This is a genomic window from bacterium (genome assembly GCA_021372515.1).
GTDB lineage: Bacteria > Gemmatimonadota > Glassbacteria > GWA2-58-10 > GWA2-58-10 > JAJFUG01.
In genome coordinates, this window is record JAJFUG010000072.1 from 36,980 (window position 1) to 63,367 (window position 26,388).

Here is a 26,388-nt window from a genome sequence, read left to right on the forward strand (position 1 = left end):
CGCCTGCGCTCAGAGCGGCAGCTTGACCGTGAAACTGGTCCCCAGGCCGGGCCTGCTCTTGACATACACCTCGCCGTCATGCTGGCGCAGAAGGTTGAGCGCCACGGAGAGGCCCAGTCCGGAGCCCCGACTTTTACTCTTGGTGGTGTAGTAAGCGTCGAAAATGCGGTTCAGGTGCTCGGAGGCGATGCCCACCCCGGTGTCGGTGAAACGCACGTAGATCGCACTGCGGTGCAGGTAGGTGTGCACGTGGAGCGTGCCACCCTCGGGCATGGCCTCGCAGGCGTTGAGCACGAAATTGAGGAACACCCGCTGCAGCGCAGCCGAACTGCCGCGGATAGTGGGCAGTCGGGTGGACAGGCTGGCCTGGACTATAACACTGTATTTTTCGAGCTGGCCGGCGGCCAGCCCCAGGGTGCGGCGCAGCACGTGGTTCACTTGCAGTCTGCGCTTCGGGGCCCGGCCGGGGGTGTGGATTTCCTGGAGCTGGCGCACGGTCTCGCCGATAGTGTTCAACCCGGTGTGGATGCCGTCCAGCAGTTCCTGCTCGCGCCGTCCGGGCTTCAAGCTGCGGGCCAGCAGCCCCAGGTTGATCGTCACCGCCTGCAGCGGGTTGTTGATCTCGTGGGCCAACCCGGCGGCAAGGCTGCCCGAGGCCGAAAGGCGCTCGCTCAGGATACGGAACGATTCGAGCAGCTTGCGCTCGGTGTTGTCGCGCACGAACAGGGCGAAAAGACGGCCGGTGAGGTCGATCTGGCTGCGTGAGACGCTAAGCCAGCGGCTCTGGCCGTCCGGGGCGATCAGCTCTTTCTCCCAGCTCTCGCTTTCGAGGATTTCGCCGGGCGCGGTGTTCTCAGGGAACAGAAGGCCGGCCTCCACCTCGGCGGGCTGGAGCGTGAACTGGCGCATTATCCGCTCGAACGAGGGGTTCATCTCGAGCAGGTGGCTGCCGCGGAACAGGGCAAACCCGGCCGCGGTGTTGTTCAGCACGGCGCGGTACTTGGCCTCGGACTCGGCCAGGCGCTCGATCAACAGGGCGCTGTTCAGGGCGCGGGCGATCCGCAGTTCCAGGTGATCGAGCTGCTCCATGAGCTCACCGTTCAACTGGCGGTTCTTGCGGCAGGCCACGGCCAGGAGGCCCAGCAGGCCGCCCTTTTCCACACGGAACGGCTGGAGCAGTAGGCAGCGCACACCGGAGTTTTCGCGCAGCGCAAGTCCCAGCCGGACTTGCTCGTCGCCGGCCGGGTTGTGCAGGATGCAGCGCCCGTCCTGCTGCTGTTCCATGAACTGCCGCGGGATGGACTTGGGCAGTATCTCGTCCGGGTCGCGGGAACAGGCCTGGCGCAAGCCTCCGGCACGGTTGAGGTAGATCGCCCCGGTCTCCATGGCCAGCAGCTCCATGGCCAGGTCGAGCGAGACAAGCACGGTCTGGCGCAGGTCGCCGCTGTGGTCGATCAGGCGGTCGAGGTTGAACAGCATGGCGCTCAGGCGCTCCTGGCGGCGCAGGCTCGATTCAAGGCGGCGCTGGCCGCTCAGGTCGCGCAGGATCAGGATGAACGAGACCGGGGATTCGGCCGAGCGCAGGCGCGACACGCGCGCCTCCACCGGCAGCGCCGAGCCGTCCGGACGCAGAAGGCTCACCTGCATCGGGGGGGCGTTCTGCTCGTTCTGCGGGATGGCGAGGTAGGAGGACAGGAGGCGCATCAGGTCGCCGGGGGCCAGGAAATCGGCCAACGGGATGGAGTACAGGTCGGCGCTGGAACGCCCGGCCAGCTCCTCCAGGCTGCGGTTGCTTCCGTTGATGCGGCAGTCGGTCAGCCCGGCGCCCTCGATCAGGGCCGCCCCCTGGCCGGATTCTGAGAAAAGGCGGAACAGAAAGTTGAAATCCCGTCTGTCGAGCCGCTCGGAACCGGGTTTCCGTCGGTTAGTCATTCTGCCGCCCCGTTGTTGTAAGGGATGAAAGTTTAACTTATTAAAGAACATACGCGACTGTCAAGATGAATGGATCGGATTCGGCAAGTGAACGATGACAACGGTCAGTCCGGGATGCGGGCCGCGGTCGGGGTGATCTGCCGCGATTGCATGGGCTTGCGGCCCGGCGAAACCCTTCTGCTTGTGGCCGACCCGTTCGGCCTGGAAACAGCCGAGGTTATTCTGCGTCATGCGCAGGCGGGCGGGTACGGTTGCCGCCTGGCCCCGATCCCGCTGGTGGAGCGCGCAGGCCAGGCGCCGGAGGGGTTCGGCCGCGAGCTGCTGGCCTCGGCCGAGGCGGCGCTCCTTCTCACCTGGCGCTCGCTGTCGCACACCGAGGCGCGCCGTCAGGCCTGCCGCGAGGACGGCGTCCGGATTGCCTCGCTGCCGGGGTTCCGGCTGGAGATGCTGGCGCGCCTGTTCCCACCCGGATCGGCGGAGACGGTGGCAGCGGCCACGCGTCAGGCCGCTGCGCTGCTTGACGGGGCTGACCGGGTGCGGGTGCAGGCCGAGGCGGGCACGGATATCACGTTCTCGCTGGCCGGACGGCATATCTACCTGGATACGGGCCTCTACCGCGAGCCGGGACGGTTCGGCAACCTGCCGGCTGGTGAGGTCGCCGCAGCGCCGGTGGACCGCAGCGCCGGTGGCGTGCTCGTGGTGGACGTGGCTTTCGCCGGGCTGGGCGAGGTGGACCGGCTGCGGCTGTACCTGGAGGGCGGCTGTCTCCGCGCGGCCGAGGGGCCCGGGGCGGATGAAGTCATGAAGTTGCTGCACGGCCCGGCCGAGCGCGTCTCGGCCGAGTTCGGGATCGGCGTCAACCGCCTGGCGCGCACCGGGGCGCTCACCCTGGAGGCCGAGAAAGCCTGCGGCACGGTGCATTTCGCGTTCGGTGACAGCCACTCGTTCGGCGGGGCCAACGCCGCGGCGGGCCACTGGGACGCCGTGCTGCGCTGTGCGTCGATCGAGGTGGACGGCCGACGGGTGGAGCTGCCCCGGCCGGTTACATGGCAGCCGGGGGAGATAGCTTTGAACTCAGACAGTCAGGGAACGCAGCCATGAAAAACCTTCTGCTCGTCTCCTACTTTTTCCCACCACACGGCGGCGCGGGAGTGCTGCGCCCGTTGGAGACAGTGCGCCTGCTGGAGGGTCTGGGCTGGCGCTGTTCGGTGGTGGCGGGGCCGGCCGAGGGCTACTGGTTCAGCGACCCGGAGCTTCTGGAGCGCGTGCCCGCCTCGGCCGAGGTGCGCCGCACCCGCGCCTGGAGTGGCCCGCGCCTGCTTCGTCGCGGCAGTGCGGGACCGCGGCGGAACGAGGCCCTGATCGGACGCCTGCGCCGGGTCGCCGACTGGCTGCCCCTGCCGGATGTCTACTGCGGCTGGGTGCCGTTCGCCGTGCACGCGGCCATGGAGCTGGCCCGCAAAGCCGACTGTATCCTCTCCACCAGCCCGCCCGAGTCGGCCCACTGCGTGGCCGGCTACGTGGCCCGCCGCACCGGGCTGCCCTGGGTCGCCGATTTCCGCGACCCCTGGCTGCATGGCCTCTACCGCTGCTATCCCAGCCGCTGGCAGAGGGCCTGGCAGGCGGGTTACGAGGCCCGCGCCGTGCGCCACGCCTCCCTGGTGATCGCCAACACGCCCGAGGCGGAGGAGGATTTCCGCGTGCGCTATCCCGGGCTGCCCAAGGCCAAGTTCCAGACTGTGCCCAACGGTTTCGACCCGGAGGAGTTCAGCCGACTCACCCGCCCGCAGCCGCAGCCCGGCGTGTTCCGCCTGGTCCATGCCGGCGGCCTGACCCTGGAGCGCGACCCGCTGCCGTTTGTCCGCGCTTTCGCCCGGGTGCGGGAGACATTGTCCGGACGGCTGCGCCTGGTGCTGGAACTGATCGGGCCGCTGGCCCCGCGTTTCCTGGAACAGGCCCGCGGCCTGGGACTGGGCCCCGACCTGGAGCTGCCGGGCTGGGTCGGCCGCCGCACGGCCTTGGAGCGCCTGGCCGCCGCCGACTGCGGCGTGCTGATAGAGGCGTTCCGCGCGGGCGCCGAACTGGTCACGCCGCTAAAGCTGTACGACTACCTGGGCGCGGGCCTGCCCGTGCTGGCCGTGGCCCCCGCGGGCGCGGCCACTCGCACCGTGGAGAGTCTGGACGCCGGGCTGGCGGTCACCTCACCGGATGAGGACGCCATCGCCGCTGCGCTGGAGGCGCTGATCGAGCGGGTGCGGAGCGGGGGCGAGACCCTGCGCGGCCGTATCCGCGCCGCCGCGTCCGGGTTCGAGCGCGGCCGCCAGGTGGAGCGCTTGGCCGGCCTGATCGAACACATGCTACCCTGAACGTGGAACTGCACCCAAGTCATCTGTGTGAGGGACATCTCAGGAAAAATCTCAGGGAATAAAAACTCTTCTGTTCAGACATGTTTTTGTTAAATTCGATATGAAATAAAACTAACTAAGTGTTTTAACAATTTTCCGGAGGAGTTAAATGAGACTGGACCGTTTTTGCGCCGTGCTCCTTACGATCGGGCTTCTTGCTGTCCTGCCGTTGCGAGCTGCAGTGGTGGATACGCTTTACTGCGACGCCGACGTGACGATTACCGGCGCGGCGCCCTATCTCATGTCACCCGGCGGAGGACATCAAGGTTATCTCTCGGTGGGCCAGAGCGATCTGCGGGAAGGGGAGGGCGAGAACCGCGCTTTCCTGCGTTTCGACCTCAACGGAATCGACCCGGCCTCGATTCAGTCCGCCGAGCTGCACTTGTGGAAGACCCGCTCGCGCAGTGATTCGCTACGGGTGTACGCGGTGGAGTCCGACATCTGGGACGAGTACGAGACAGCCTGGCTGAACGCCCCGCCCATGGGCCAGGTGCTGGCGACCGGCCTTTGCGGCCAGGGGTGGAGTGTCTACGACCTCACCGGCTGGGCCAGGAGCCAGAACAATGACCATCTTTCGCTGGGCCTGCGCACGGTCAACCCTTACACTCAGTTCCTGGGGATCAACAGCCGCGAGGGCGGGGCCCCGCCGCGGCTGATCGTCCGTCATGAAGGTCCCGCGCGCGGTGACCCGGCCCCCACGCCGGGTTTTCCCTCGTCGAGCGCCCTGGAGCACGGGGTGTATGTCCACGGCGCGGGTGGCTACCGCAAGGTGGCCAGTATCAGCGATGCAGTGGCGGAGGTCCGTCCGGGCGAGGAGGTCGTGCTCGGTCCGGGCGTTTACTATGAATCTTTTACCCTGAGCGGTGAGGGCACCCCGGAGCAGCCGCTCAAGATCAGAGGCGACGGCAATCCGCGGCCCGCGGTGGACGGTTCGCTCAGCACCGCCTGGAAAAACACGGACCGCGGCCTGATCATGGTCACGGGCAAGAACTGGATCATCCAGCACCTGGATATCCGCAACGCCCATCCTTGGGGCGAGGCCGAGAGCAACTCCGGCTGCTTCTACATCCACCAGGCCGAGAACACGGTCATTCGCGACTGCGGGATATATTTCGGCGGCGACGGCATTTTTTCCACCGACGCATCGAAAGAGCTGACAGTCGAGAACTGCGAAGTGGCCTACAACAGTTTCCCCCACGCCGGTTACGAGCACGGTTTCTATGTCTGCAACGCCGGCACCGTGACCGTGCGTTACAGCTACATCCACCACAACGGCGGCCAGAATTTCAAGACCCGCGCCGAGGACTGCGTTTTCGCCTACAACTACGTTGAGGCGCCCGGCAACTATCAGCTCGATTTCTCCGAGGGTGAGAAATTCGAGGACGAGGATGCGATGCTGATCGGCAACACGATTGTCACCAACAACCGTTACCGCTCCAACAATCAGTATATCGTATTCGGCGAGAACCGTCACGGCGGCTCGCTTTTTCTCTACAACAACACCTTTGTCAATCTCTATCCCGCCAATGGAGATGCCTGGATTCACATGTGGTTCCCGGATGCCACGCCGGTGGGCGAAACCACCCTTTCGGCCTGGAACAACGCTTTCTATTTCCAGGCCGGCAGCGCGAGCATGAAGTTCTACGATTCCGAGAAATCCATTCCGGTCTCGGGCGGCAACAACTGGTTCGTGCAAGGCACGAGCGGGGTGCCCTCCACAGTGAGCGGCTCGCTCTACGGGGATGATCCGGGGTTCACCGACCTGGCGGCCGGAGATTTCGTGCCGCGCCAGAACAGCCCGCTGGTGGATGCCGGCAGCGCGGCCGCCCCCGAGCTGCCCGGCCACCAGAACCTTCAGCGCCGCCTGGACCAGCCGCGCACCGTGATCGGCGCGGCCCCGGATATCGGAGCCTACGAGTACGACCAGGCCGCTCAGGGCGGATCGTCACTGGAGTGGGATTTCAACCCGGACGGACGGCTGGACCTGAAGGACGTGATCGTGTTCCTGCTGAAAATCGGCACCGGCGCGCAATCGCTCTCGATGGATGTGAACGGCGACGGGAATGTGTCGTTGAGCGATGCGGTGGCGCTGGTGCGTGAGCTGCGCCGCAGCCACGCCTCGGTCCTGGCCGGTGCCGGTGAGTTCGAGCCGCTGGGGGGGCTGGATTAGGCGGAGCGCGAGGTGCGTCCGCCGGAATCGGGCCACAGCCCGATTCCGGCGGCCACCTCAGGTTTTTCACTGGAACTGAATTGCTCCACTCACCATAGCCTTCCAGCTATGCGGCGTCGAGGTGGAACGCCCGGCCGCCCTTCCCGCACATCTCCTGCCCAACGGATAGAGAGTTCATATCTGTTCCGCGCGGTCATTTTTCCTGCCCCCTGTTTCCTATTCCCTTTGACAGGCGCGGGTGGAAGACTTAAATTACAATCGGAAAGTGTGGTGAGATCGGGTCAAATGTATTAATTCCAGAGAGTTAAGTTATGAAATGACAAAAATGGCCACCTGGCGCGCGGAGCTCGGCAGTCCGCAGCGCCGGAAAGAGAGACGATGAGCGACAAACTGCAAGCCCCCCCTCCCAAGAACATGGTCCCGCGCGATTTCCTTCTCTCGCCGGAAGCGCACTCGATCCGCAGCGTTGCGGACAGCCTCTACCCGTCCTACCTTCGTGCCAGCCTGCGCCGTGGCGACCCGGCCGTGATTGAGCCGATCCCAGTGCTCGACGAGGCGTTCATGAACAGCCACGAGGGCCGCTGGGTGAGGATCCTGGCCGAGACGACCTACGCCGAATTCAGCATGCAGAAACACAAGGTGCACCACACGGTGGTGTTTTTCGGCTCGGCCCAGATACCGGAGAAACAGACCGCCGCCGACGGGTTACAGAAGGCCCGCGAGCGCGCGGACCAGGGTCAGATCGAGCGCTGGGAGCGGATGCTCGACATTTCGCAGTACTACGATCAGGCGCGCGAGCTGGCCGCAAAGCTGACCGCCTGGTCCCTGGAGCAGGGCGTGCCGGGCGACCCGCAGCCGTTCGTGATCTGCACAGGCGGAGGGCCCTCGATCATGGAGGCGGGCAACCGCGGCGCGGCGGACGTGAACGGCAAATCCATCGGGCTGAACATCTTCCTGCCCCACGAGCAGTCCTCCAACCCCTATATCAGCCCGGAGCTGGATTTCCATTTCCACTACTTTTTCACCCGCAAGTTCCATTTCCTCTACCGGGCCAAGGCCCTGGTGGTGTTCCCGGGCGGTTACGGCAGCCTGGACGAGATGTTCGAGGTGCTCAACCTGATCAAAACCCGCAAGATAGTCAAGTCGATGGCCGTGGTGCTGTTCGGCAGCCGGTTCTGGAAACGGGTGATCGATTTTCAGTACATGGCCGACTGCGGGGTGATCCACCCGGATGACCTGGAAGCTTTCAGCTACGCGGACACGGTCGAGGAGGCGCTCAAGCGCCTGACCCGACACCTGCAGAAATACCTCAACCGGTGAGGCCGCCCCGGTCTGACAGCGGAGGGAATTAAACATGCGCTGCAAGCAGATCCTGAAGCAGACTCAGGGTGAGGTCGCCGAGGTGGAACTGGACGGGCTGCGCTGCAGCCGGGCCGGAATCTGCCGCCGCAAGGGCATTTGCGCGCTCTCGCCCTGGGCGCGTCCCGAACTGGTGCCGCTGGACGAGGAGAACGCCCCGGCCGGCACTGACAACGCCTCGGAGCTTGCCTGCCCCACCTCGTACGAGGTGCTCAAGTTCAAGTATTCACTGGGCTTCCACTGGGTGCGGATGGAGAATTTCGAGGAGGCGGTGCGCCTGATCGACAACCAGCCGGTGGAGGAGCAGCCGCGCATAATCCGACGTATCGAATATTTCAAGCTGCCGGAGTAGGCCGATGTCCGTGCGTGATCCGATGACCGCCAGGCTGCTGGCCGACAGGATGGTCGGCTCGTTTTTCGACGGGCTGAGCGAGGTCGAACGCCTGCAGATCGCTTTCGGCGGCGGGCGGGCCAGCCAGTCCACCGCGTTTTCGATGCTCGCCTACACCCTGAATGTGTACCTGGCCGAGCTTTCTTTGCCCGAGGAACAGGGGCGGGAGTTCTTCCAAGCGGCGATCCAGAAAAAAATCCAGCAACTGCGCCAGTCCGCCCGGCCCGAAAAAGCCTCCGGCGGCAGCGCCGCCACGGAGAGGGACGATGAAACGACGTGATTTCCTTTACGGCCTGCCCGCCGCGCTGGGCGCCGCAGCCCTGCTCGGCCGGGCCGGGAACGCCCAGGCGGCCTGGCTGTCGCATTTCGCCCTGGGGGCGATCAGCGACGAGATCGACCCGGACGTGGAGAAAGCCTTCACTTTCCTGCGCCAGTTCGGGCTGGGCTGGGTCGAGATACGGGATGTCTGGGGCGCCTATGTGACCGACATCGACAGCGCCACCCTGGAGCGGCTCAAGGGCGTGATCGACTCCAGCGGCCTCAGGGTCTCGGTGGTGGACACGGCCCTGTTCAAGACCACTCTGCCCGGCACGCACCCCGACCAGGGCCAGAGCGACCAGTACCCCTACGCGGTGCAGTTCGACCTGCTCAAGCGCGCGGTGGAAAAGGCCGTGGCCCTGCAGGCGCCGTACCTGCGGATTTTCGATTTCTGGCGCTGCCGCGAGCAGAACCGGATCATGGACGAGGTCTGCGAGCACCTGGACCGGGCCATCGAGATCGCCCGTCCCGCCGGGGTGCGCCTTCTGGTGGAGAACGAATACTCCTGCCACACCGGCACCGGGGCCGAGATGGCCGGCCTGCAGAAAAAGATCAACCACCCTTACCTGGGTTTCATCTGGGACCCGATGAATTGTCTTGTCGCCGGGGTGGACCCCTATCCGGCCGAGTACGACAAGCTGGACAAGGCCCGTGTGTTCCACGTGCACATCAAGGACGCGCTCAAGGACCCGTCCGAGGGACGCTACAAGGCGGTGCGGGTGGGAGCGGGCCAGGTGGACTGGGTCGGCCAGTTCCGGGCGCTGCTGGTTGACGGGTTCCGGGGCACGCTCAGCCTGGAGACCCATTACAACGGGGCGGACGGCACCCGGCGTTCGGCCAGCCTGGAGTCGATGACCTCGATCTTCGAGCTGATAAAAAAAGCCTGAGGCGGACGGCCGGAACAGGTTTGCCGATGGAATTGCTATGTTTGGTGTAGTGGCACGGTGCACCGTGCCCTAAAAAGCATTTTGTTCTCTTAGTTACGGCACAGAGAACCAGAAACCATTGGGGGGCCGTAAACTCGCCCGATCCCTTTGAGTTTTCCCTCCTGCGGTGTGCAAGGAGCTTTTGCACGCTGCCTTGGGTGCGGGGCGCCGCTGGCGCTGATTGCCCACCGGGCCTGGGCGGCTGGATTCGCCTTCGATGTGCCCGGCGCTTTTTCTCCGCTCCCCCGGTACGGCTCGGACATACGGCCCCCTGCGTCCCTGCGGGCCGCTCATGGGATTCAAGCCTTCGATGGGGATGTAATCCATCAAATCGCGTACGCTGCGCCGTGCCCCGGCATTGTCCCGCCATTCCCCTGGAAAACAAAGAGGGGCGGGTTATAAACCCGCCCCTACGTTTTTATCCTCATTGATCAGTCAGCTTTCAGCGCACGCCCGGGTCCACCTCCCACAGCCCGAACCGGTTGCCGTCCTGGTCCTCCAGGATGGCGAAACGCCCCATGCCCGGCACGAGCGTCTCAGGGACAATCACCTTGGCCCCCAGGCCCGTGGCTTTCAGGACATAGGCCTTGAGCGAGTCCACGGAGATGTAGTTCATCCAGCGGTGCCCGGGGTTCTGGCGTCCCAGCAGGCCGCCGGAGGGGCCCTGCCCGCCGGTCTTGATCTGCCAGTAGGGACTGTCCCCCAGGCTCAGCTCCTGGAATGTCCAGCCGAACAGCTCGCCGTAGAACTCCCGCGCCCGGTCTACCGAGTCGCTCGGTATCTCGAAATGGCAGATATCCGGCATGCTCCGCTCTCCTTGTCCATTGGGGGCCGCGCGCGCTGATGCCTGCCGCAGGCGGTCCGGGTTTATTTGTCAGTGGCGAAGGTGGTGAAGTTTTTCACCCCCCAGCCCTGGACTGCCAACTGCGGGATGTGGAAATTGTGGTGCACTCCGGCGAAAGCCTGGGCGTTGGGGCCCCAGGCCAGAAGCGGCACCGCGCCGCCGGTGTGGTCGCCGTGGGTCCAGCCGGCGGTGATCGTACCCTCTTTCTCGTTGGCCTCGTTGATCGCCAGGCCGCCGGTCTCGTGGTCCGCGGTCACCAGCACCAGCGTGCTCCCGTCCTTCCCGGCGAAAGCCACGGCCTTGGCCACGGCGCGGTCGAAATCGAGCGTCTCATCCACGTTGCCCTGCAGGTTATTGGCGTGGCCCTCCCAGTCGATCTGGCTGCCCTCGACCATCAGGAAAAAGCCTTTCTGGTTGCGGCTGAGCACCTTGATCGCGTCCTCGACCATCTCGGGCAGGGGAATCTCGCGCTGCGGGGCCTTGGCCATGTGCATCGGGACAAACAGGCCGGCCACGGACTGCACCTTGTTCAGGTCGAGGGCGCGGAACTGTTCCACCGTGGTGACCACGGTCATGCCGCGCTTGCGCATGGCGGCCAGCAGGTCGAGATCGTCATCGCGAAAACTTTCCCGGTCCGAGGCGGGCAGGAAATAGCCGCGTCCTCCGCCCAGAAGCACATCCACCGGGGCGACGCTGATCTGGCGGGCGATCTCCCACTCGTTGACCCGGCTCCTCACGTGGGCCAGGAAATCGGCGGGCGTGGCGTGGGTCACCGAGCAGGTCACCACCACGCCGGTGCTCTTGCCCAGGCTTTTGGCCAGCTCCAGGATGGTCTTTACCGGACGGCCGTCCTTGTCCGCGCCGATCCGTCCGTTGGTGGTGCGCAGACCGCAGGAGATGGCTGTGCCACCCGCGCCGGAATCGGTGATGAAATCATCGCTCAGCGACCAGGTGAGCGACTGGCCCAGGGCCTGCGGGCTGTCCATGGTGAGCCCGGCCCCGCGGCCGAACGAGGCGGCGCGCGCCGCGCCCACGGCGTTGAACCCCATCCCGTCGCCGATCAAAATGATAATGTTCTTTACCGGTTTCACGTTCTGGATCGCGGTGGCATCCCCCACCTGGGCGAAAGAGGATATCTTGACGGTGTCGTTCTGGTCGGCGGCGTACACGTGCAGGGACAGGGCCAGCAACGCCACCAGGGCCAGGTGCAGGTATCTTTTCATTTTGCGGTCTCCGTTTTGAGATTGGCATGATTGAGAAAAAATATCAAAGAAACCATTTTAGGACAATATAGGGGACTGTCGGCGTGCCAGTCAACCGAAAATGGCGGGTTGCGCGTTTGAAATGCAAAAGAAAACGCGCCGCACCGGAGGCGGTGCGGCGCGCTGCGGATTCAGATGCGGTCCGGGGTCATTTGTCGGTAGCGAAGGAGGCGAAGTTTTTCACCCCCCAGCCCTGAACAGCCAGTTGCGGAACGTGGAAATTGTGGTGCAGCCCGGCGAACGCCTGCGCGTTCGGCCCGTAGGCCAGCAGCGGGACCACGCTGCCGGTGTGCTCGGGTCCGGTCCAGCCGGCGGTCATGGTGCCGTCCGTTTCATTGGTTTCGGTCAGCGACAGCCCGCCGGTTTCGTGGTCGGCGGTGACTACGACCAGCGTGTTGCCGTCCTTTTCGGCGAAATCGACCGCCTTGGCCACGGCCCGGTCAAAATCGAGCGTTTCATCCACCACGTACTGAAGGTCGTTCCCGTGGCCGCCCCCGTCGATCTGGCTGCCCTCGACCATCAGGAAGAAGCCCTTGGGATTGCGGCTGAGCAGTTGCAGCGCCCCGGCGACCATATCGGGCAGGGGGGTGTCGCGCTTCGTGGCGGAGCGCATGTTGTAGGGGGCGAAAAACCCGGCCACGGCTTTGGCCTTGCCGAAATCCGTCGCCTTGAGCTCATCCGCCGTGGTCAACACGCTGTAGCCGCGTTTGCGCAACACTTCCAGCAGGTCCGTCTCGTCATCGCGGCGGCTGCGTTTGTCCGAGGCGGGCAGGAAGAACTCGATCCCTCCGCCCAGCATCACATCCGCGGGCGCGGCGCATATCTGGCGTGCGATCTCCCACTCGTTCGAGCGGTTTTTCACGTGCGCCAGAAAACAGGCCGGCGTGGCGTGGGTTATCGAGCAGGTGACCACCACACCGGTGCTCTTGCCCATGGATCTGGCCAGCTCCAGGATGTTTTTCAACGGCCGGGCGTCCCTGTCCTCGCCGATCCGTCCGTTGAGGGTGCGCAGGCCGCAGGCCAGTGCGGTGCCGCCGGCGCCGGAGTCGGTGATGAAATCATCGCTCAGAGACCAGGTGATCGACTGCCCCAGGGCCGGCAGGCGGTCCAGGGTCAGGCCGAGGCCGCGCCCGTAGAGGGCCGTGCGGGCGGCGCCGACCTCGTTGATCCCCATCCCGTCACCGATCATGATGATTATGTTTTTGACCGGCTTTACGTTCTGGATGGCCGCGGCATCCGCAGCCTGTGTAAAGTCGGCGATCTTGACCGTATCGTTCTGGTCTGCGGCGTACACGGGCAGCGAAAGCATCAGCAGAGCGGCAAGAGCCAGATGCAGCAGTCTTTTCATTTCTCGGTCTCCATCTGAAAGATGGCAGTTGAAAAATCATGACAAACGGAGTACAGGGTCAACCTCATTCTTCAAGTGTATGGGACGGGAAAGAAAGCGCGCCGCACCCGGGGGGCGACGCGCACAGTCGAAACCGACAGCCGGAACTTCGGTGTTCTGTCAGAGGCCTGTGTTTTAGACCAGCGGCTTGACCGCGAAACGGAACTGCGGCACGTGGTCGTCCGGCGAGAACTCATAGAGCCACTGGTTGCCCGGGGCAAGCGGCATGTAATCCATCAAGGCCGCGCCGCCCAGCTCGAGGTTAGCGCCGCTGTAGCCCAGCAGCGCCCCGGCGGCCTCCTGCCCGAACGCCGTGACCAGGTGGTAGTAGATTATCCCGATGTTGGGGGCCAGGTAGGCCTGGATGTGGCCCTGTCCCTCGTTGGCCTTGCCCTCGATCATGATCACGTCGTTGAACTGCCCCAGCGACTTGCCGCTGGCGGTCAGTTGGGCCGGGCCGATATAGTGGATGCTGTAGCCGAACACCTCGACAAATTCGTTCCCGCTGCCGTTGCTCACATAGACCGGGTCGCCGGTCCATTTGCGGGTGGTGTCGGTGGGGAAGGCGATGTAGGGCTCGCTCAGCAGGGTGAGCATCAGGTCGGTGGCGAAACCGTTGAAAGTGCTGCGCACCGAGTACTGGATGAAACGGTTCACGCGGATGAAATTCATCGAGCCGGAGGAGGTCTCGCGCAGCCCCTCCCAGTCGAAAGTATCCCGGTGCCGCAGCCAGCCGGACTGCTTGATGAACTCAACCGCTCCGGCCAGGTTCTCGTAGTTGGCCTCGTTCTGGTTGTTGCCCCGGAACAGGTAGCCCGAGTTGGAGGTCCAGAACGGCTCCACGGCGAAAGAGAGCTCGAGGCCCTGGCTGGCGCTGGTGGTCGGGGTGACCTCGCGCAGCGTTCCGTCTGCCTTGACCAGCTTGAACCCGGAGGCCAGGGTGATCGGGTTTCCGCTGCCGTCCAGGAAATTGTCCCACCAGTGCTCCGCGGAGAGGTCGTCGCCGGGGGTGACAGTCCCGCCGCCGCCGTCCTTGCCGCAGCCGGAGGCGCCCGCCAGTAGTGCGATCAGAACAAAAGAGGCCAGGCTTATCGGGAAATGCGCTTTCTTCACCTTATCTCCTCTTAGAATATTTGGCGTTGCATCAGTTCAATTATCCTTACATTCGCTTCGGGCCTGCGTACAGCCCACGGCCGTGCCGGGTCGACAACTCAGGTGACAGGTGCTCGGGCTCCTATGGCTGCCGGTTTTACAAACGGTCCTGGTAGGCCAGGAAAAGCGCCCGGTAATATTTCATCAGGCGGACCGGGTCGGCGCTTTCGGGTATCTCGGCGCAGCAGTAGCCCTTGTAGCCGGAGCTTTTCAGCAGGCCGAACAGCTTGCGCCAGGGGTAGTCCTCGATGTACAGGTCGCGCATGTGCACGAAATGTATCCGTCCGGCCACCAGCGAGAAATTGTGCTCCAGCCCGCCGTCGTCCAGGTCCGTCTCGTTGCAGTTCCAACAGACATATACATTCGGACTGGTGGTCTGTTCCATGATCGGGTGGTAGACCGGGAAGCTGCTGGTCTGGGGTCCGTGCACCTCGACCCGCACCTCCACGCCCAGGTCGGCGCCGAAAGAGCCGACCTCATCCAGGCTGCGGGCTATCTGGGCGATCGTTTTCTCGCGCGGCACGCCCTCTTTCTCGTGGAGGCCGTTGGGCCGCACCTTGACCCCGTCGCAGCCCAGGTCCGCGGCCAGCTTCAGGTATTCCTTGGTCCCCTCGATATTGCTCTTCAGCTCCGCCGGGTCGAGCGCGTGGAACTCGAAAGCGCTGCCCAGGCTGGCCAGGCGCACCGGCGAGTCCTCGAAACGCTTGCGCACCTCGGCGCGCCGGGCGGCGCTCAGGCCCACCTCCACGCCGTGGGCGTGGGTGGTGCGCAGCTCCACCGCGGAGAACCGGGCCTCGGTGCAGTTGGCGATGATAGTGGGGACATCCCAGTCCTTGGCCAGGTTGTAGGTGACCAAACCCACGCTGGGCCCCTCGCCCGAGGGGTCCTCGTAGCGCGCGCTCAGCTCGGCGGCCGAAAGTCCGAGCAGGGCCGGGGTGCAGGCGGCCGCCCCGATGAAACGCCGACGGTTAATACCGGCCATTTTGTGTTTGCCTCCGGATTAAGGGTGCGATTTGAAGGAATATTACTCCACAGACCGCGCAGCCACAAGAGAAAACGAGAGGCCGTCATCCCGGCAGGCAGGTTGATACCGATTTATCAATATGCAAATAAATGTATAAATCTGCATAATTTCACACCCTGCGGATCGAGCCGTAAACCCGTGCCGACGCAGGGCCCTCCGGTCCGTGCACCCTGTGCCGCCTGCGCCGCGCCGACTTGATTTTTGTTTTCCAGAACGTTACATCTAAGAAGGACCGGTTGGTAAATACAGGCGCGGTGAGCGCCTGTTGAATTTTATGCCGATTGCTGAATAATCCGCACCGTGCGCGCGGATAATTTCATAAAAAGGGGACAGACTGTGGCCAAAGAGCTTTCGATCCTGATCGGCGGGGAGGCCGGACAGGGTATTCAGTCCATCGGGCAGGTGCTGGCCCGCTCGTTCACCCGCTCGGGCTGGCGCGTGTTCGCCCTGCAGGATTTCGAGTCGCGTATCCGCGGCGGGCACGCGTTCACCAGGCTGCGGGTGACAACCGGAGAGGCGCAGTGTCACGCGCCGGGGATCGATATCCTTGTCGCCCTGAACGCCGAGACTATCGGCCTGCACCGCGGGGAGCTGAACGACGGGGCGCGGGTGATCTACGACAGCGGCCGGGTGAAAGAGGCCGAAACAGGCGCGGCTTTCCTGGGTCTCGACCTGGCAGGGATCTGCCGCGAAAGCAGTGGCTCATCCGCCATGGCCAACACCGTGGCCACCGGCGCGGCCTGGGCCATGCTGGGCCTGGATACCCCGGTGGTGGAGGCGGTGCTGGAATCCACGTTCGCGCGCCGTGGCCTGGAGACGGTGAACAAGAACATCGCTGTGCTGCGCGCCGGGTACGCTCTGGGCCGTCCTTACAGCCAGGCTGCGCCGCGGCTCGATCCGCCCGACGGCCGCGCGGGCCGTCTGTTCCTCTCGGGCGCGGATGCGGTGGCCCTGGGCGCCCTGGCTGCCGGGGTTAGTTTCTACAGCGCCTACCCCATGACCCCGGCCACCTCGGTGATGGAGTATCTGATCCGCCACGGCCGGGAACGGGGCGTGGTGGTGGAGCAGGCGGAGGACGAGATCGCGGCGATCAACATGGCTATCGGCGCCTCGTTCATGGGTGCGCGCAGCATGACCGGCACCTCGGGCGGCGGGTTCGCCCTGATGAGCGAGGCGCTGGGCCTGGCCGGCTGCACCGAGATTCCGCTGGTGGTGCTGAACGCCCAGCGCCCGGGGCCGGCCACCGGGATGCCCACCCGCACCGAGCAGGCGGACCTGCTTTTCGCCCTGTTCGCCTCGCACGGCGAGTTCCCTCGGGTGGTGCTGGCCCCGGACGGCCCGGAATCGGCGTTCCGCCTGACCGCCGAGGCCTTCAACCTGGCCGACCGCTTGCAGGCCCCGGTCATAATCCTGACCGACCACCACTTGATGGATTCCTACTGGACCGTGGAGGGGCTGCCCGTGGGTGAGGTGAGCCTGGACCGCGGTGTGCTGGCCGGGCCGGAGGAACTGGCCTCGGGCCAGAACTACCTGCGCTACCGGATCACGCCGTCCGGCGTCTCGCCGCGGGCTTTCCCGGGCCAGGGCACGGCGCTGGTCTGCTCCACCGGGGATGAGCACGACCAGAGCGGGCATATCACCGAGGAGCCCGGCCTGCGCAGCGCCATGGTGGACAAGCGCTGGCGAAAGCTGGAGCAGTTGGGCGACCGGAGCGGCCTGGAGTGTGACCTTCAGGACGGCGCCGACACCGTGCTGGTGGGCTGGGGCTCGACCGGCGGAGCGCTGCGTGAGGCGGTGCGGATGCGCCGCGCCGGTGGGGCCAAAACCTCGCTGGTCCTGCTGACCTGCCTCTGGCCGTTCCCGGAGGCGCAGTTCAGGCAGGCCGTGGAGGGCCAGGGCCGCCTGGTGAGCGTGGAGGGCAACTCCCTGGGCCAGCTCGCCCGCCTGGTCCGGATGGAGACCGGCCTGCGCGCGGATCATCAGGTGCTCAGGTATGACGGTCGCGCGTTCTGTGCGCGGGACATCCTCGAAAAACTGTGAACAGCCGGAGAGAGACTTCCATGCCGACTTTGAACGACTATAAAGGGATCGAGACCACCTGGTGCCCGGGCTGCGGCAATTTCGCGATCCTCACAGGCATCAGGCAGGCCCTGACCGGCCTGGGGCTGCCGCCGCACGAGGTGACGGTGTTCTCCGGGATCGGGCAGGCGGCCAAGCTGCCGCTGTACACGCGCTGCCACTACCTGAACGGGCTGCACGGGCGGGCGTTGCCGCTCGCCACCGGGGCGCGCCTGGTCAACGGCCGCATGAAAATGATCGTGGTGGGCGGCGACGGCGACGGGTTCGCCGAGGGCGGGAACCATTTCCTGCACGCAGTGCGGCGCAATGTCGACCTCGCCTATTTCGTGCACAACAACCAGGTTTACGGCCTTACCAAGGGCCAGGCCTCGCCCACCAGCGACCGGGGCTTTGTCACCGGCACCACGCCCGAGGGGGTGGTGCACGGACGGTTCAACCCGGCCGGCGTGGCTATCGCCCTGGATGCCGCCTTTGTCGGCCGCACCCACTCGGGCGACATGCAGCACATGGTGCGCATGATGACTCTGGCCCTTCAGGCCGGCGGGTTCGCCCTGCTGGAGATACTCCAGCCCTGCGTGACCTACAACAAGGTCAACACCCTAAAGTGGTACCGCGAGAAAGCCTACGACCTGGAGACCGCCGACCCGTCCTACGATCCCACGGACCGCGAGGCGGCTTTCCGCAAATCGCTGGAATGGGAGGACCGTTTCCCGATCGGGGTGCTCTACCGTGGAACACGTCCCGCGGTGGTCCCCGGCAAAGATGAACCCCTGGCTCTGCAGACGGTCCCGCAGCGGGATATCACTCCGCTTCTTGATGAGTTCCGCTGAGGGCGCCGGAACAAAAAAACTTTTGTTTTAGTATTGTGTTTGGGACCTAATTTACTATATATTTAAACGTTCGGACTTTTTCGGTCCGGGGTCGGGATCAGGCCCGCCACAGCTCCCGCCTCCGGCCCGAGTACTTTAACCTCCCGTTTTCCGGCAGGCCCAGTCCCTGCCTGGAAAGCCTGTTTCAGGAGTAGCGTAGTATGGAACAGGAGTATCTGGATCTTATCAAGCAGGAGCTGCTCGACCGTCAGGAGGAGCTCAAACGCCGGTGCCTCGAGGAATGCCGTCGCCGTTGCGGCGGCAGCCCGGAGGAATCGATGGAGTGCCTGGCCAACCTCATGACCCTGGAGTACCTGCTGGACAACGCCTGAGCACGGCCTGTCCTCCCCCCCGGAGGACAGGCCGACCGGCCCACCTACAGGAAGCGGCGGGTTGGAGCACCATAGCCTTGCAGGTGTATTTTCGCCCCCCCTTGAGCAATTCACCCTCCCCGGATGAGCAGATTTTCGGAACTCTTTTCACTTCAGCGTGTTGAATAATGCTGAAAGATTTAATCAAGCCTTGACTTCCCCGTGCGGGCGGATGTATCTTACTGCTGCGTCCGGCAGGGGCCGGCGACCAGCGGAGCCGTGGCCCGCTTTCCTGTGGGACAGGCGGATGCCACTTTGGTGACGGATACCTACAGAGATCAGACGGGTCCATGAATCTATTTGAACGGCCTGTATCGAGCGGGCATCTCAGGCGGTCGGCCGGATCGGTCGCAGGACTGTTCCTGCTGCTGGCGCTGCTGAGCGCCGGCTGCAACAGCGACCTGGCGATCCTGCCCGAGGAGAGCGAGTACAGCGCGGCCGGTCTGAAGCTTTCCACCTATGTGATAAGCTTCGCCCCAACCTTCATCGGCCAGGCCAGCACCCAGACAGTCCAGGTCCAGTACGGCGACACGGTCCAGGCCAAAGTCCACCTGGTCCTGAGCGACACCAGCGTCTTCCGTGTCAGCCCGGACAGCCTCAGCCTCAACAGGACCACCAAGACCGGCAGCCTCACGGTCACGTTCACCCCCACCGGCATAGATTCGGTCTGCCACACCAACCTCTATCTGATCACCACCGGCTGGGCCGACACTTTCCACGTGGCAATCGACACCGTGGGCATCGATTCGGTGCGCGTGGCCGGCGCCGGGCAGAATTTCTACCTCGACCTGGAGATGGTGTTCATCCCGGGCGGCACTTTCATTATGGGCTCCGACTCCTCGGCTGTGGATTCGATCTTCTACGACAACCGGGATGAGATTCCGGCCCACGAGGTGCACCTGTCCTCGTTCCTGATCGGTCGCTACGAGGTGACCAACATGCAGTACTACGAGTTCTGGCGCGAGGAGGGGGATTCCCGCACGCCCAAGGACACGAGCGGTATCGGCGCCTGGCCGGGTGTGGCCCTGTCCAAGCCGAATTTCCCGGTGATCGGGGTGAGCTGGGAGGATGCGGTGGCGTTCTGCCGTTGGCTGAGCCTGCGCACGGGCGCGCATTACACCCTGCCCACCGAGGCGCAGTGGGAGTACGTGGCCCGGGGCGGTGGCGCGCGCGAGTACCCCTGGTCGATTCTGGAGGACGAGCCGGTGGACAGCACCGAGCTGGCGATCCCGCTCTCCATGCGGGCGAATGTGAAGCACGGGGGTGACGGCTACACGTTCACCGCACCGGTGGAGGCGTTCCCGGCCGGGGCCAGTGCGTTCGGCCCGCTGAACATGGCCGGCAACGCCGCGGAATGGTGCCTGGACTGGTACAACCCGAATTACTACGCCACAGAGCAGACTTGGCAGGACCCTCAGGGCTCGACCGATCTGGAGAACCAGTTCTACCGAGTGGTGCGCGGTGGCAGCTATTTGACCGAGATCGATCAGACCCGCACCGCCAACCGCAGCGCCGTGGCCCCGGACAACCGCGAGATCGATATCGGCTTCCGGCTGGTCCGTTTGCCTTGATCGACACCGACAGCCAAAGGATGGGAAAATCCGTTACCGTAATTTCATAATCGCCGCGGCGCTGTTGCTTGGGCTGACGGCCGGGCCGGGTGGCCTGCGGGCGCAGAGCGCCAGTCCCGGTTATGTCCCGGTGGCCCTCGATCCGGCGGGTGGCCAGTTGCGGCCCGCGGTGATCGTGGACCATCAGGACCGTCTGCTGGTCTCCTGGTTCGACAGCACGGCGGGCCTGTCCCGGATTTTGCTCCAGGGCTTCGACCGTCAAGGCGGACGCCTGGGGCCGACCGTGGAGGGCAGTATCTACCCGACCACCCGCAAGAGCCACCACGACCTGGCCGTGGATTTCAACGGGCAGGCGGTGCTGGCCTGGGCGGATGGTATCTGGCCTGTCAGCTTCATCTATTTCCGGCGGTTCGACACCAACGGCGGGGCTGTGGAGCAGAACCCCCGTCCCGATGCCGTGGCGCGCCGGATACGCGGGCTGAACCCCTCGGTCGGCATCGATTCCAGCGGCATAGTCTACCTGGTCTGGCAGGACCAGGGCACCGAGGGCCAGGATGTCTACGGCGCGCGGTTCCTGGCCGCGGACAGCCTGGGCTACGGCGCCCAGGACACGCTGACCCACCAGTGGGTCGGCACCCACCGCCTGAACGACACCCCGGCCGGCGACCAGCTCGACCCGGTCATCGCCGCCGACCGCAAGGGCAACACTGTCGCCGCCTGGCGCGATATGCAGCCGGACAGTGTCGGCATCCGCGTCATCGCCTACGACCGCCTGGGGCACGAGATGCTCCAGCGCCTGATGCTGCCCGAGGATTCGAGCCAGGTGACCGCGCTCTCTCCGCCCGCGGTGTCCGCCTCCTCTTTCAGTTCCACCTACAGCTGGTTCGTGGTGAGCTGGGTCGAGGTGAGCGGCAGCGGTGTGCCGCAGCTCAAGCTCTACTCGATCCGCCTGCAGATAAACCGTTCCCCGACCCGGATCACGGAGGACTCGATTCCAGCGGTGGTGGATGCCGGCCTGGAGCTGTCCCTGACCAAGCCCGCCCTGTCGGGCAACGAGAACGGGGATGTGGCCCTGGTCTGGGTGCGCAACCAGGACGGTGGTGGCAGCGCGGCCTGGTCTTTCGTCTGTAACGTCAACGAGGGCGTCGAGGGCGGCCGCCAGGGACAGATAACCCCGCAGAACATGAAAGCGCTCCAACCGGTCGACGCGATCCGTCAGGACGGCACTTTCGTGTCGGTCTGGGGTGATGACGCCCACGACGTGTCCGACCTGTGGATGCAGAATTTCAGCGCCGGCGGACTGATCACAGACCCGATGCACATATCCCCTTCCGGGGGCGAGGGCGAGCTGGCCGGGGCCGCTGCCCTGGTCGGGCACCCCGACCTGAGCTACAGCCTGTTCTGGGAGCGCCAGAGCGTGGAGGAGGGGGCCCAGATACAGCAGTTGACTTTCTCTGCGGATGACCGTCCCTCCGGGGCCGTGCAGCCGCTCCAGCCGGAGACGGCCGTGCAGCGCCATCCCACTGTGGCCCGGGCTGTGAGCGGACAGTACGCGGTGGGCTGGCAGGAGAGCGGCGCCTCGGGCTACCGGGTGCGCGCCTCGCTGTTCGGGGCGGACGGTGCGCTGAAACAGGCCGGCCTGACTCTGGAACAGTCGGCCCAGAATTTCCTGGACGGGGTGAGCCTGTCGCTCGGGCCGGACGGAGTGCTGAGCGCGGCCTGGGAGCGCTGGACCCCGCTGGCCGGGATCCCCGAACTGGTCCTGGCGCACTGGGACAGCCTGGGCAACCGGATCGGCTCGGTGCGCAGCGTGGCCAGCGCGGCCCACGGCGGCGGACGGTACGCGTCACTGGCCACAAGCCCGGCCGGCAACCAGATGATTGTCTGGCGCGAGGGCGCGGTCTCGGGGACCAACGCGCGCATCCGTGCCCAGGTGTTCAATTCCGGCGGCACGCCGCGCGGTTCCGAGCTGGCGGTCAGCGAGGTCCAGGCCGATTACCTGGGCGCCAGCGGAAAGCCGCAGGTGGTGGCCTCGCCGCTCACCGGACGGTTCTTCGTGGTCTGGCAGGAGTTCTTCTCCGACGCCCAGCACCTTTACTACCGCCTGTACTCCGAGCGCGGCGACAGCCTGGAGCTGCCGCAGGAGCTGGGCTACCGCGGCGTTTTCGGCAGCCTGTCCACCTCGGGCGGCGTGGTGGGGCAGACCAATCCGGCCGTGGCCGTGGACAGCCACGGCGACCATCTCGTCCTTTGGGTGGAGAAAGAGATGGGCGGCGAGACCCGCCTGTTAGGCTGCAAGATCGATTCGACTGGCGCGCCGCGCGGCAGTGTTTTCCAGGTGCCCGGAGTGCGCCTGGCCGCCCTGCCCTGCCTGAGCATCCTGGGCACGGACCGGGTGGTCCTGGCCTGGAACGACACCACCGGCGCAGCCACGCGCCTTCTGGCGCAGTCTCTTCAGATCACGTTTTTCGCCCTGAGCGGCAAGCTCGACCTGGCCTCGGACATGTCCGGTTCCACGAGTCCGGCTGTCGTTCATATCGCGGGCAACGTGGTGGATTCGGTGAAAGTCGACACGCAGGGCAATTTCGCTTTCAGCACCCTGACCGCGGGCAGCTACAGCCTGCGGGTCACGCGGGAGGGCCGCGAGCTGAGCCTGAGCCGCAGCGGCTTCGAGTTAGCCGGAAGCACGGGCGGCACGGTCGACCTGGGCCGGGTGACTGTCCTGGGCGGCGGCACCGGCCCCGAACTGCCCCGGGTGGCAACTCCGGTGCTGAACCAGAACTCGCCCAACCCGTTCAACCCCTCGACCACGATCACTTTCGACCTGCCGGAGGGCGCGGCGCTGCAGAAAGTGGCGCTGCGGGTCTACGACCTGCGCGGCGCGACGGTGCGGGTGCTGGTGGATGAGCAGTTGGGCGGCGGGCGGCACTCGGTGCAGTGGGACGGGCGGGACGCACAGGGACGGCAGGTGGCCTCGGGCGTGTATTTCTACCGCCTGGAGGCCGGCGGCCGCAGCGCGGTGCGCAAGATGATCCTGCTTAAATAGCGGACCTGTCCTTTACGAAGTGGGAATGTTTTCAGGGGGCGCCGCCCGGCGCCCGAGGTTTTTCTGAGCCATGAAATCTCCGAGGGCGAAGCGGGTTGTCGAGGCGGCGGGCCCGGAGCTGATCGCGCGCTGCGGGATGAACTGCCGTCTCTGCCACGCCTATGTCAGAGACAAGAACACCTGTCCGGGTTGCCGCAGCGGGGGGTATTTCATCTTCAAATCCGTTGTCAGGTGCCGGATATTGAACTGCGGCAGGATACCGGAAGACAGGGCCGACTACTGTTTCAACTGCGACAGTTTTCCCTGCACCCGTCTGAAACAGCTTGACAAGCGCTACCGGACAAAATACGGGATGAGCATGCTGGAAAATCTGGAAAACATCCGGCTGAACGGAGTCGAAAGTTTCGTCGAAAAGGAAAACCAGCGCTGGGAATGTCCGGGGTGTGGGGAAATCCTCAGCGTTCACAAGCCGCAGTGTCTTTCCTGCGGCCGCGGTTGGCATTAATTTATCCGTCACTTGAAAATGCACTTTCATTCCGACTGCTTGAGAGAGCCTGTTGCAGTCCTTCACTGTGATGCGGCTTGCGGTATAAAAAATCAACCAAAAGGAGCAGCCACATGCGGGTCCTGATCGCGACCAAACTGGACGAGGTTGCCCGGCGTATCCTCGAAGAGGCGGGGATCGAGGTGGTGGTGAAAGCGGGCCTGGATGAACCGGGGTTGTGCGAGGCGGTCAAGGGCTGCCAGGGGCTGATCGTGCGCAGCGAGAAAGTGACCAGGACGGTGCTGGATGCGGCCGACCAGATGCAGGCAGTGGTGCGCGCCGGCAGCGGAGTGAACACGATCGATGTGGCCTACGCCACCACGCGCAACATCCAGGTGATGAACACCCCCGGCGCCAACAGCAACTCGGTGGCCGAGCTGGTGTTCGCGTTCATGCTGGCCGGCTCGCGCTGTCTGGCCCGCGCCGACCGCTCGGTCAAGGAAGGGCGCTGGGAGAAATCGGGACTGATGGGCCGCGAGCTGGTGGGCAAGACCATCGGCATAGTCGGCCTGGGCAATATCGGCACTCTGGTCAGCCGCAAGGCCAAGGGCTTCGAGATGAACGTGATCGGGTTCGACCCGGTTGTCTCGGAGGAGAAAGCGCGCGACATCGGTGTAAGCATCAAGTCGCTGGAGGAGGTGTTCGCCGAGAGCGATTTCATCACCTTGCACGTGCCGCTCAACGACAAGACCCGCGGGATGATCGGCGGCCAGTTGCTGGGGTCGATGAAAAAGGGCGCCATGCTGATCAACTCGGCCCGCGCCGAGGTGGTGGACCAGGCCGCCCTGCTGGAGGTGTTCGGGGCGCGCGAGGACCTGCTCTTCGGGGCGGACGTGTTCGTGGAGGGCGACAAGGAGGGTGACAAGTCCGTGGCCGTGCTGGCCGACCGGCTCGTCTCGACCCCGCACCTGGGGGCCAACACCTCCGAGGCCAACCGACGGGCCGCGGTATCGGCGGCCGAGGAGCTGCGCGATTTCCTGGTCAAGCGCATGGTGTGTTTCCCGGTCAACAACCTGGCCATCCCGCCCGACCTGAACCCGCGTTTCCTCGAGCTGACCCGCCTGATCGGCGAGATCGCCCACTACAACATCGGCGGCTACCAGCCGCAGGAAGTTCGGATCACCTGCTACGGACGGCTGAACAAGCATATCGACGTGCTGACCAAATACCTGCTCAAGGGCTTGATGGACATCTACCATCAGGAGGTGGTCTCTCCGGCCGAGGCCATCAAGCGCGCCGAGGAGAGCGGCATCCTGGTGGTCAAGCGCGTGCCGGACGACAGCAAGGGCTACGGCGAGTCGATCACCATCGACATCCTGTCCAAGAAACAGGAGTACCTCGAAACCTCGATCCGTGGCACGATCACCCCGGAGAGCGAGCTGAAGATCAACCGGATCGACTCGTTCGTCAACCTGGATCTGATCCCCAGCGGGCACATGCTGTTCACCTACCAGAAGGACCGTATCGGCCTGATCAACGACATCAGCCTGGCCCTGTCCAGCGCCGGGCTGAATATCCTGAACATCCGTTTCACCACCGACCGGGAGGGTCGTTCCATCGCGGTGCTTCAGACCGACACTTCGCTCAACCGCGAGGTTTTCGAGGGAATCAAGGCGAAGATATCGCCTTACAAGAGTTTCATGATGGCAGTCTGAGAAGTTTTTCGACCTGGGACTACCTCGGGTGATACATTCGGGCGGCGGCGGAGGTTAAACCGGGGAGGCCCGGGGTGTGGTGGCTCAGTGGCCGCACCCTTAACGTGAATCGATCCTCGAGAAGAGATACCTGCAATGAGCAAGGACAGAAAATTGCATCCAGATAAATCGGTTGGTGCGCCAGCGGGCGGCGAGCAGCAGGGCGGCGGCGCAGGCGGAGGCCGTTCCGGCCGCCGCAGACGGCGCTCGCAGAGAAACCGCAAACACAACAGCGGCGAGCAGATGGCGGCCCAGGCGCAGCAGGGCCAGCCCGGCAACCACAACCAGCCGGCCCAGGGCAAGCCGAACGGCGGCCACCCGCAACCGCAGCCGCAGCAGAACCGTCAGGGCGGCGGTGGGGGCCGGCAGCCCGAGAACGGCGGCGGGGGCCGTCAGCACCAGCACTCTCCCCAGGCGCAGCGCGAGCGCGAGGAGCGCCGGGTTGAGGAGGAATCCCAGGCCGGCCGCCACTCCAAGGCCAACATGATTGTCCTGGTGGACAGCGACCCGGCCTACGTGGAGATGGAGTCCCTGGCAGTGGTCAACTATGTCTCCGGCTTCAACCCGATGGGCTTCACCGCCCTGGACAAGGCCCTGAGCTACGTGACCAGCCCGCGCAACGAGGGCCGTATCCGCATGGTGCTGCTCAGCCTGGAGACCGAGGCCCAGAGCGGCGCCTCGGTGGACGACCTTCTGACTGCGATGCACAATCACGGCGAGATACCGCTGGTGGCGGTGAGCGAGCAGAACTGCGCCGAGAGAGTGAGCCACGTGCTCGACCTCGGGGCGGTGGGCCTGCTGACCAAGGCTTTCACCATGGACGTGTTCGTGCGGTTCATCAAGGACGTGCTGCGCAAGGGGCATGTCACCGGCTGGCAGTGCTCGCAGTGTGGCAAGCTGGTGCCCATGGATCAGGTGGACATGCTGAACATGCGTCCGATCCGTTGCGCGCACCGCGACTGTGTCTGCTCGGAGATTCAGGAGGTCACTTTCGGACGGCCCGCGGTGGCCGCGCGGGTCAAGGTGGGCTGAGAGGGAGAAGAG

The 26,388-nt window shown here is 64.9% G+C and carries 21 protein-coding genes; 15 read left to right on the plus strand and 6 right to left on the minus strand.

The window, feature by feature from the left end:
• Positions 1 to 9: 9 nt before the first annotated feature.
• Positions 10 to 1,932: a PAS domain S-box protein gene (locus LLH00_07190; GenBank protein MCE5271055.1), complete on the minus strand. Its 1,923-nt coding sequence runs from the start codon at positions 1,930 to 1,932 to the stop codon at positions 10 to 12.
• Between the two features lie 87 nt (positions 1,933 to 2,019).
• Between LLH00_07190 and LLH00_07195 the strand changes: the two genes are divergently transcribed.
• From LLH00_07195 to LLH00_07225, 7 genes are all read left to right on the plus strand, one after another.
• Complete coding sequence (locus LLH00_07195) at positions 2,020 to 3,033, plus strand: aminopeptidase (protein MCE5271056.1); 1,014 nt, start codon at positions 2,020 to 2,022, stop codon at positions 3,031 to 3,033.
• Positions 3,030 to 4,298 (plus strand): glycosyltransferase, encoded by a 1,269-nt coding sequence (locus tag LLH00_07200; protein MCE5271057.1) that lies wholly within the window; start codon positions 3,030 to 3,032, stop codon positions 4,296 to 4,298. Before LLH00_07195 ends, LLH00_07200 begins: the two co-directional genes overlap by 4 nt.
• A gap of 148 nt (positions 4,299 to 4,446) precedes the next feature.
• Positions 4,447 to 6,507 carry a DNRLRE domain-containing protein gene (locus LLH00_07205; GenBank protein MCE5271058.1) on the plus strand — a complete coding sequence of 687 codons (2,061 nt, stop codon included), beginning with the start codon at positions 4,447 to 4,449 and terminating at the stop codon, positions 6,505 to 6,507.
• A 378-nt stretch (positions 6,508 to 6,885) separates the two neighbouring features.
• Positions 6,886 to 7,827 (plus strand): LOG family protein, encoded by a 942-nt coding sequence (locus LLH00_07210; GenBank protein MCE5271059.1) that lies wholly within the window; start codon positions 6,886 to 6,888, stop codon positions 7,825 to 7,827.
• A 34-nt stretch (positions 7,828 to 7,861) separates the two neighbouring features.
• A complete protein-coding gene (locus LLH00_07215) occupies positions 7,862 to 8,218 on the plus strand; it encodes a hypothetical protein (protein ID MCE5271060.1) in 357 nt (118 codons plus the stop codon).
• 4 nt (positions 8,219 to 8,222) lie between these two features.
• Positions 8,223 to 8,537, plus strand: a complete 315-nt coding sequence (locus LLH00_07220; protein ID MCE5271061.1) for a hypothetical protein — start codon at positions 8,223 to 8,225, stop codon at positions 8,535 to 8,537.
• Positions 8,524 to 9,462, plus strand: a complete 939-nt coding sequence (locus LLH00_07225; protein ID MCE5271062.1) for a sugar phosphate isomerase/epimerase — start codon at positions 8,524 to 8,526, stop codon at positions 9,460 to 9,462. Before LLH00_07220 ends, LLH00_07225 begins: the two co-directional genes overlap by 14 nt.
• 481 nt (positions 9,463 to 9,943) lie before the next feature.
• Here LLH00_07225 and LLH00_07230 read toward each other — a convergent pair whose 3' ends face one another.
• The 5 genes from LLH00_07230 to LLH00_07250 all read right to left on the minus strand — a co-directional run bounded on the left by LLH00_07230 (position 9,944) and on the right by LLH00_07250 (position 15,128).
• Positions 9,944 to 10,306 carry a VOC family protein gene (locus LLH00_07230; protein MCE5271063.1) on the minus strand — a complete coding sequence of 121 codons (363 nt, stop codon included), beginning with the start codon at positions 10,304 to 10,306 and terminating at the stop codon, positions 9,944 to 9,946.
• Between the two features lie 62 nt (positions 10,307 to 10,368).
• A complete protein-coding gene (locus LLH00_07235; GenBank protein ID MCE5271064.1) occupies positions 10,369 to 11,568 on the minus strand; it encodes an alkaline phosphatase in 1,200 nt (399 codons plus the stop codon).
• Positions 11,569 to 11,755: 187 nt separating this feature from the next.
• Positions 11,756 to 12,955 (minus strand): alkaline phosphatase, encoded by a 1,200-nt coding sequence (locus tag LLH00_07240; GenBank protein MCE5271065.1) that lies wholly within the window; start codon positions 12,953 to 12,955, stop codon positions 11,756 to 11,758.
• 174 nt (positions 12,956 to 13,129) lie between these two features.
• On the minus strand, positions 13,130 to 14,107 hold the full coding sequence (locus tag LLH00_07245; GenBank protein MCE5271066.1) for a hypothetical protein: 978 nt from the start codon (positions 14,105 to 14,107) through the stop codon (positions 13,130 to 13,132).
• 136 nt (positions 14,108 to 14,243) lie between these two features.
• Entirely contained in the window at positions 14,244 to 15,128 is an 885-nt protein-coding gene (locus LLH00_07250) for a sugar phosphate isomerase/epimerase (GenBank protein ID MCE5271067.1), read from the minus strand.
• Positions 15,129 to 15,506: 378 nt separating this feature from the next.
• On the opposite strand from LLH00_07250, the gene LLH00_07255 reads away from it, so the two are divergent.
• The 8 genes from LLH00_07255 to LLH00_07290 all read left to right on the plus strand — a co-directional run bounded on the left by LLH00_07255 (position 15,507) and on the right by LLH00_07290 (position 26,376).
• Positions 15,507 to 17,210: a 2-oxoacid:acceptor oxidoreductase subunit alpha gene (locus LLH00_07255; protein ID MCE5271068.1), complete on the plus strand. Its 1,704-nt coding sequence runs from the start codon at positions 15,507 to 15,509 to the stop codon at positions 17,208 to 17,210.
• Between the two features lie 20 nt (positions 17,211 to 17,230).
• Positions 17,231 to 18,079 carry a thiamine pyrophosphate-dependent enzyme gene (locus tag LLH00_07260; GenBank protein ID MCE5271069.1) on the plus strand — a complete coding sequence of 283 codons (849 nt, stop codon included), beginning with the start codon at positions 17,231 to 17,233 and terminating at the stop codon, positions 18,077 to 18,079.
• A gap of 200 nt (positions 18,080 to 18,279) precedes the next feature.
• Entirely contained in the window at positions 18,280 to 18,450 is a 171-nt protein-coding gene (locus LLH00_07265; protein MCE5271070.1) for a hypothetical protein, read from the plus strand.
• 329 nt (positions 18,451 to 18,779) lie between these two features.
• Positions 18,780 to 20,060, plus strand: a complete 1,281-nt coding sequence (locus tag LLH00_07270) for an SUMF1/EgtB/PvdO family nonheme iron enzyme (protein MCE5271071.1) — start codon at positions 18,780 to 18,782, stop codon at positions 20,058 to 20,060.
• 64 nt (positions 20,061 to 20,124) lie between these two features.
• On the plus strand, positions 20,125 to 23,106 hold the full coding sequence (locus tag LLH00_07275) for a T9SS type A sorting domain-containing protein (protein MCE5271072.1): 2,982 nt from the start codon (positions 20,125 to 20,127) through the stop codon (positions 23,104 to 23,106).
• 70 nt (positions 23,107 to 23,176) lie between these two features.
• Positions 23,177 to 23,611, plus strand: a complete 435-nt coding sequence (locus LLH00_07280; GenBank protein MCE5271073.1) for a DUF3795 domain-containing protein — start codon at positions 23,177 to 23,179, stop codon at positions 23,609 to 23,611.
• A 113-nt stretch (positions 23,612 to 23,724) separates the two neighbouring features.
• Positions 23,725 to 25,305 carry an NAD(P)-binding domain-containing protein gene (locus tag LLH00_07285; protein MCE5271074.1) on the plus strand — a complete coding sequence of 527 codons (1,581 nt, stop codon included), beginning with the start codon at positions 23,725 to 23,727 and terminating at the stop codon, positions 25,303 to 25,305.
• 135 nt (positions 25,306 to 25,440) lie between these two features.
• Entirely contained in the window at positions 25,441 to 26,376 is a 936-nt protein-coding gene (locus tag LLH00_07290) for a hypothetical protein (protein ID MCE5271075.1), read from the plus strand.
• Positions 26,377 to 26,388: the final 12 nt, after the last annotated feature.

Excerpts from the sequence above, each read along its gene's own strand:
- LLH00_07270 (MCE5271071.1), top strand. The coding sequence starts at position 18,780 with ATGAATCTATTTGAACGGCCTGTATCGAGCGGGCATCTCAGGCGGTCG.
- LLH00_07225 (MCE5271062.1), top strand. The coding sequence starts at position 8,524 with ATGAAACGACGTGATTTCCTTTACGGCCTGCCCGCCGCGCTGGGCGCC.
- LLH00_07200 (MCE5271057.1), top strand. The coding sequence starts at position 3,030 with ATGAAAAACCTTCTGCTCGTCTCCTACTTTTTCCCACCACACGGCGGC.
- LLH00_07230 (MCE5271063.1), bottom strand. The coding sequence starts at position 10,306 with ATGCCGGATATCTGCCATTTCGAGATACCGAGCGACTCGGTAGACCGG.
- LLH00_07290 (MCE5271075.1), top strand. The coding sequence starts at position 25,441 with ATGAGCAAGGACAGAAAATTGCATCCAGATAAATCGGTTGGTGCGCCA.
- LLH00_07220 (MCE5271061.1), top strand. The coding sequence starts at position 8,223 with ATGTCCGTGCGTGATCCGATGACCGCCAGGCTGCTGGCCGACAGGATG.
- LLH00_07250 (MCE5271067.1), bottom strand. The coding sequence starts at position 15,128 with ATGGCCGGTATTAACCGTCGGCGTTTCATCGGGGCGGCCGCCTGCACC.
- LLH00_07240 (MCE5271065.1), bottom strand. The coding sequence starts at position 12,955 with ATGAAAAGACTGCTGCATCTGGCTCTTGCCGCTCTGCTGATGCTTTCG.
- LLH00_07260 (MCE5271069.1), top strand. The coding sequence starts at position 17,231 with ATGCCGACTTTGAACGACTATAAAGGGATCGAGACCACCTGGTGCCCG.
- LLH00_07210 (MCE5271059.1), top strand. The coding sequence starts at position 6,886 with ATGAGCGACAAACTGCAAGCCCCCCCTCCCAAGAACATGGTCCCGCGC.
- LLH00_07235 (MCE5271064.1), bottom strand. The coding sequence starts at position 11,568 with ATGAAAAGATACCTGCACCTGGCCCTGGTGGCGTTGCTGGCCCTGTCC.
- LLH00_07280 (MCE5271073.1), top strand. The coding sequence starts at position 23,177 with ATGAAATCTCCGAGGGCGAAGCGGGTTGTCGAGGCGGCGGGCCCGGAG.
- LLH00_07285 (MCE5271074.1), top strand. The coding sequence starts at position 23,725 with ATGCGGGTCCTGATCGCGACCAAACTGGACGAGGTTGCCCGGCGTATC.
- LLH00_07190 (MCE5271055.1), bottom strand. The coding sequence starts at position 1,932 with ATGACTAACCGACGGAAACCCGGTTCCGAGCGGCTCGACAGACGGGAT.
- LLH00_07205 (MCE5271058.1), top strand. The coding sequence starts at position 4,447 with ATGAGACTGGACCGTTTTTGCGCCGTGCTCCTTACGATCGGGCTTCTT.
- LLH00_07215 (MCE5271060.1), top strand. The coding sequence starts at position 7,862 with ATGCGCTGCAAGCAGATCCTGAAGCAGACTCAGGGTGAGGTCGCCGAG.
- LLH00_07265 (MCE5271070.1), top strand. The coding sequence starts at position 18,280 with ATGGAACAGGAGTATCTGGATCTTATCAAGCAGGAGCTGCTCGACCGT.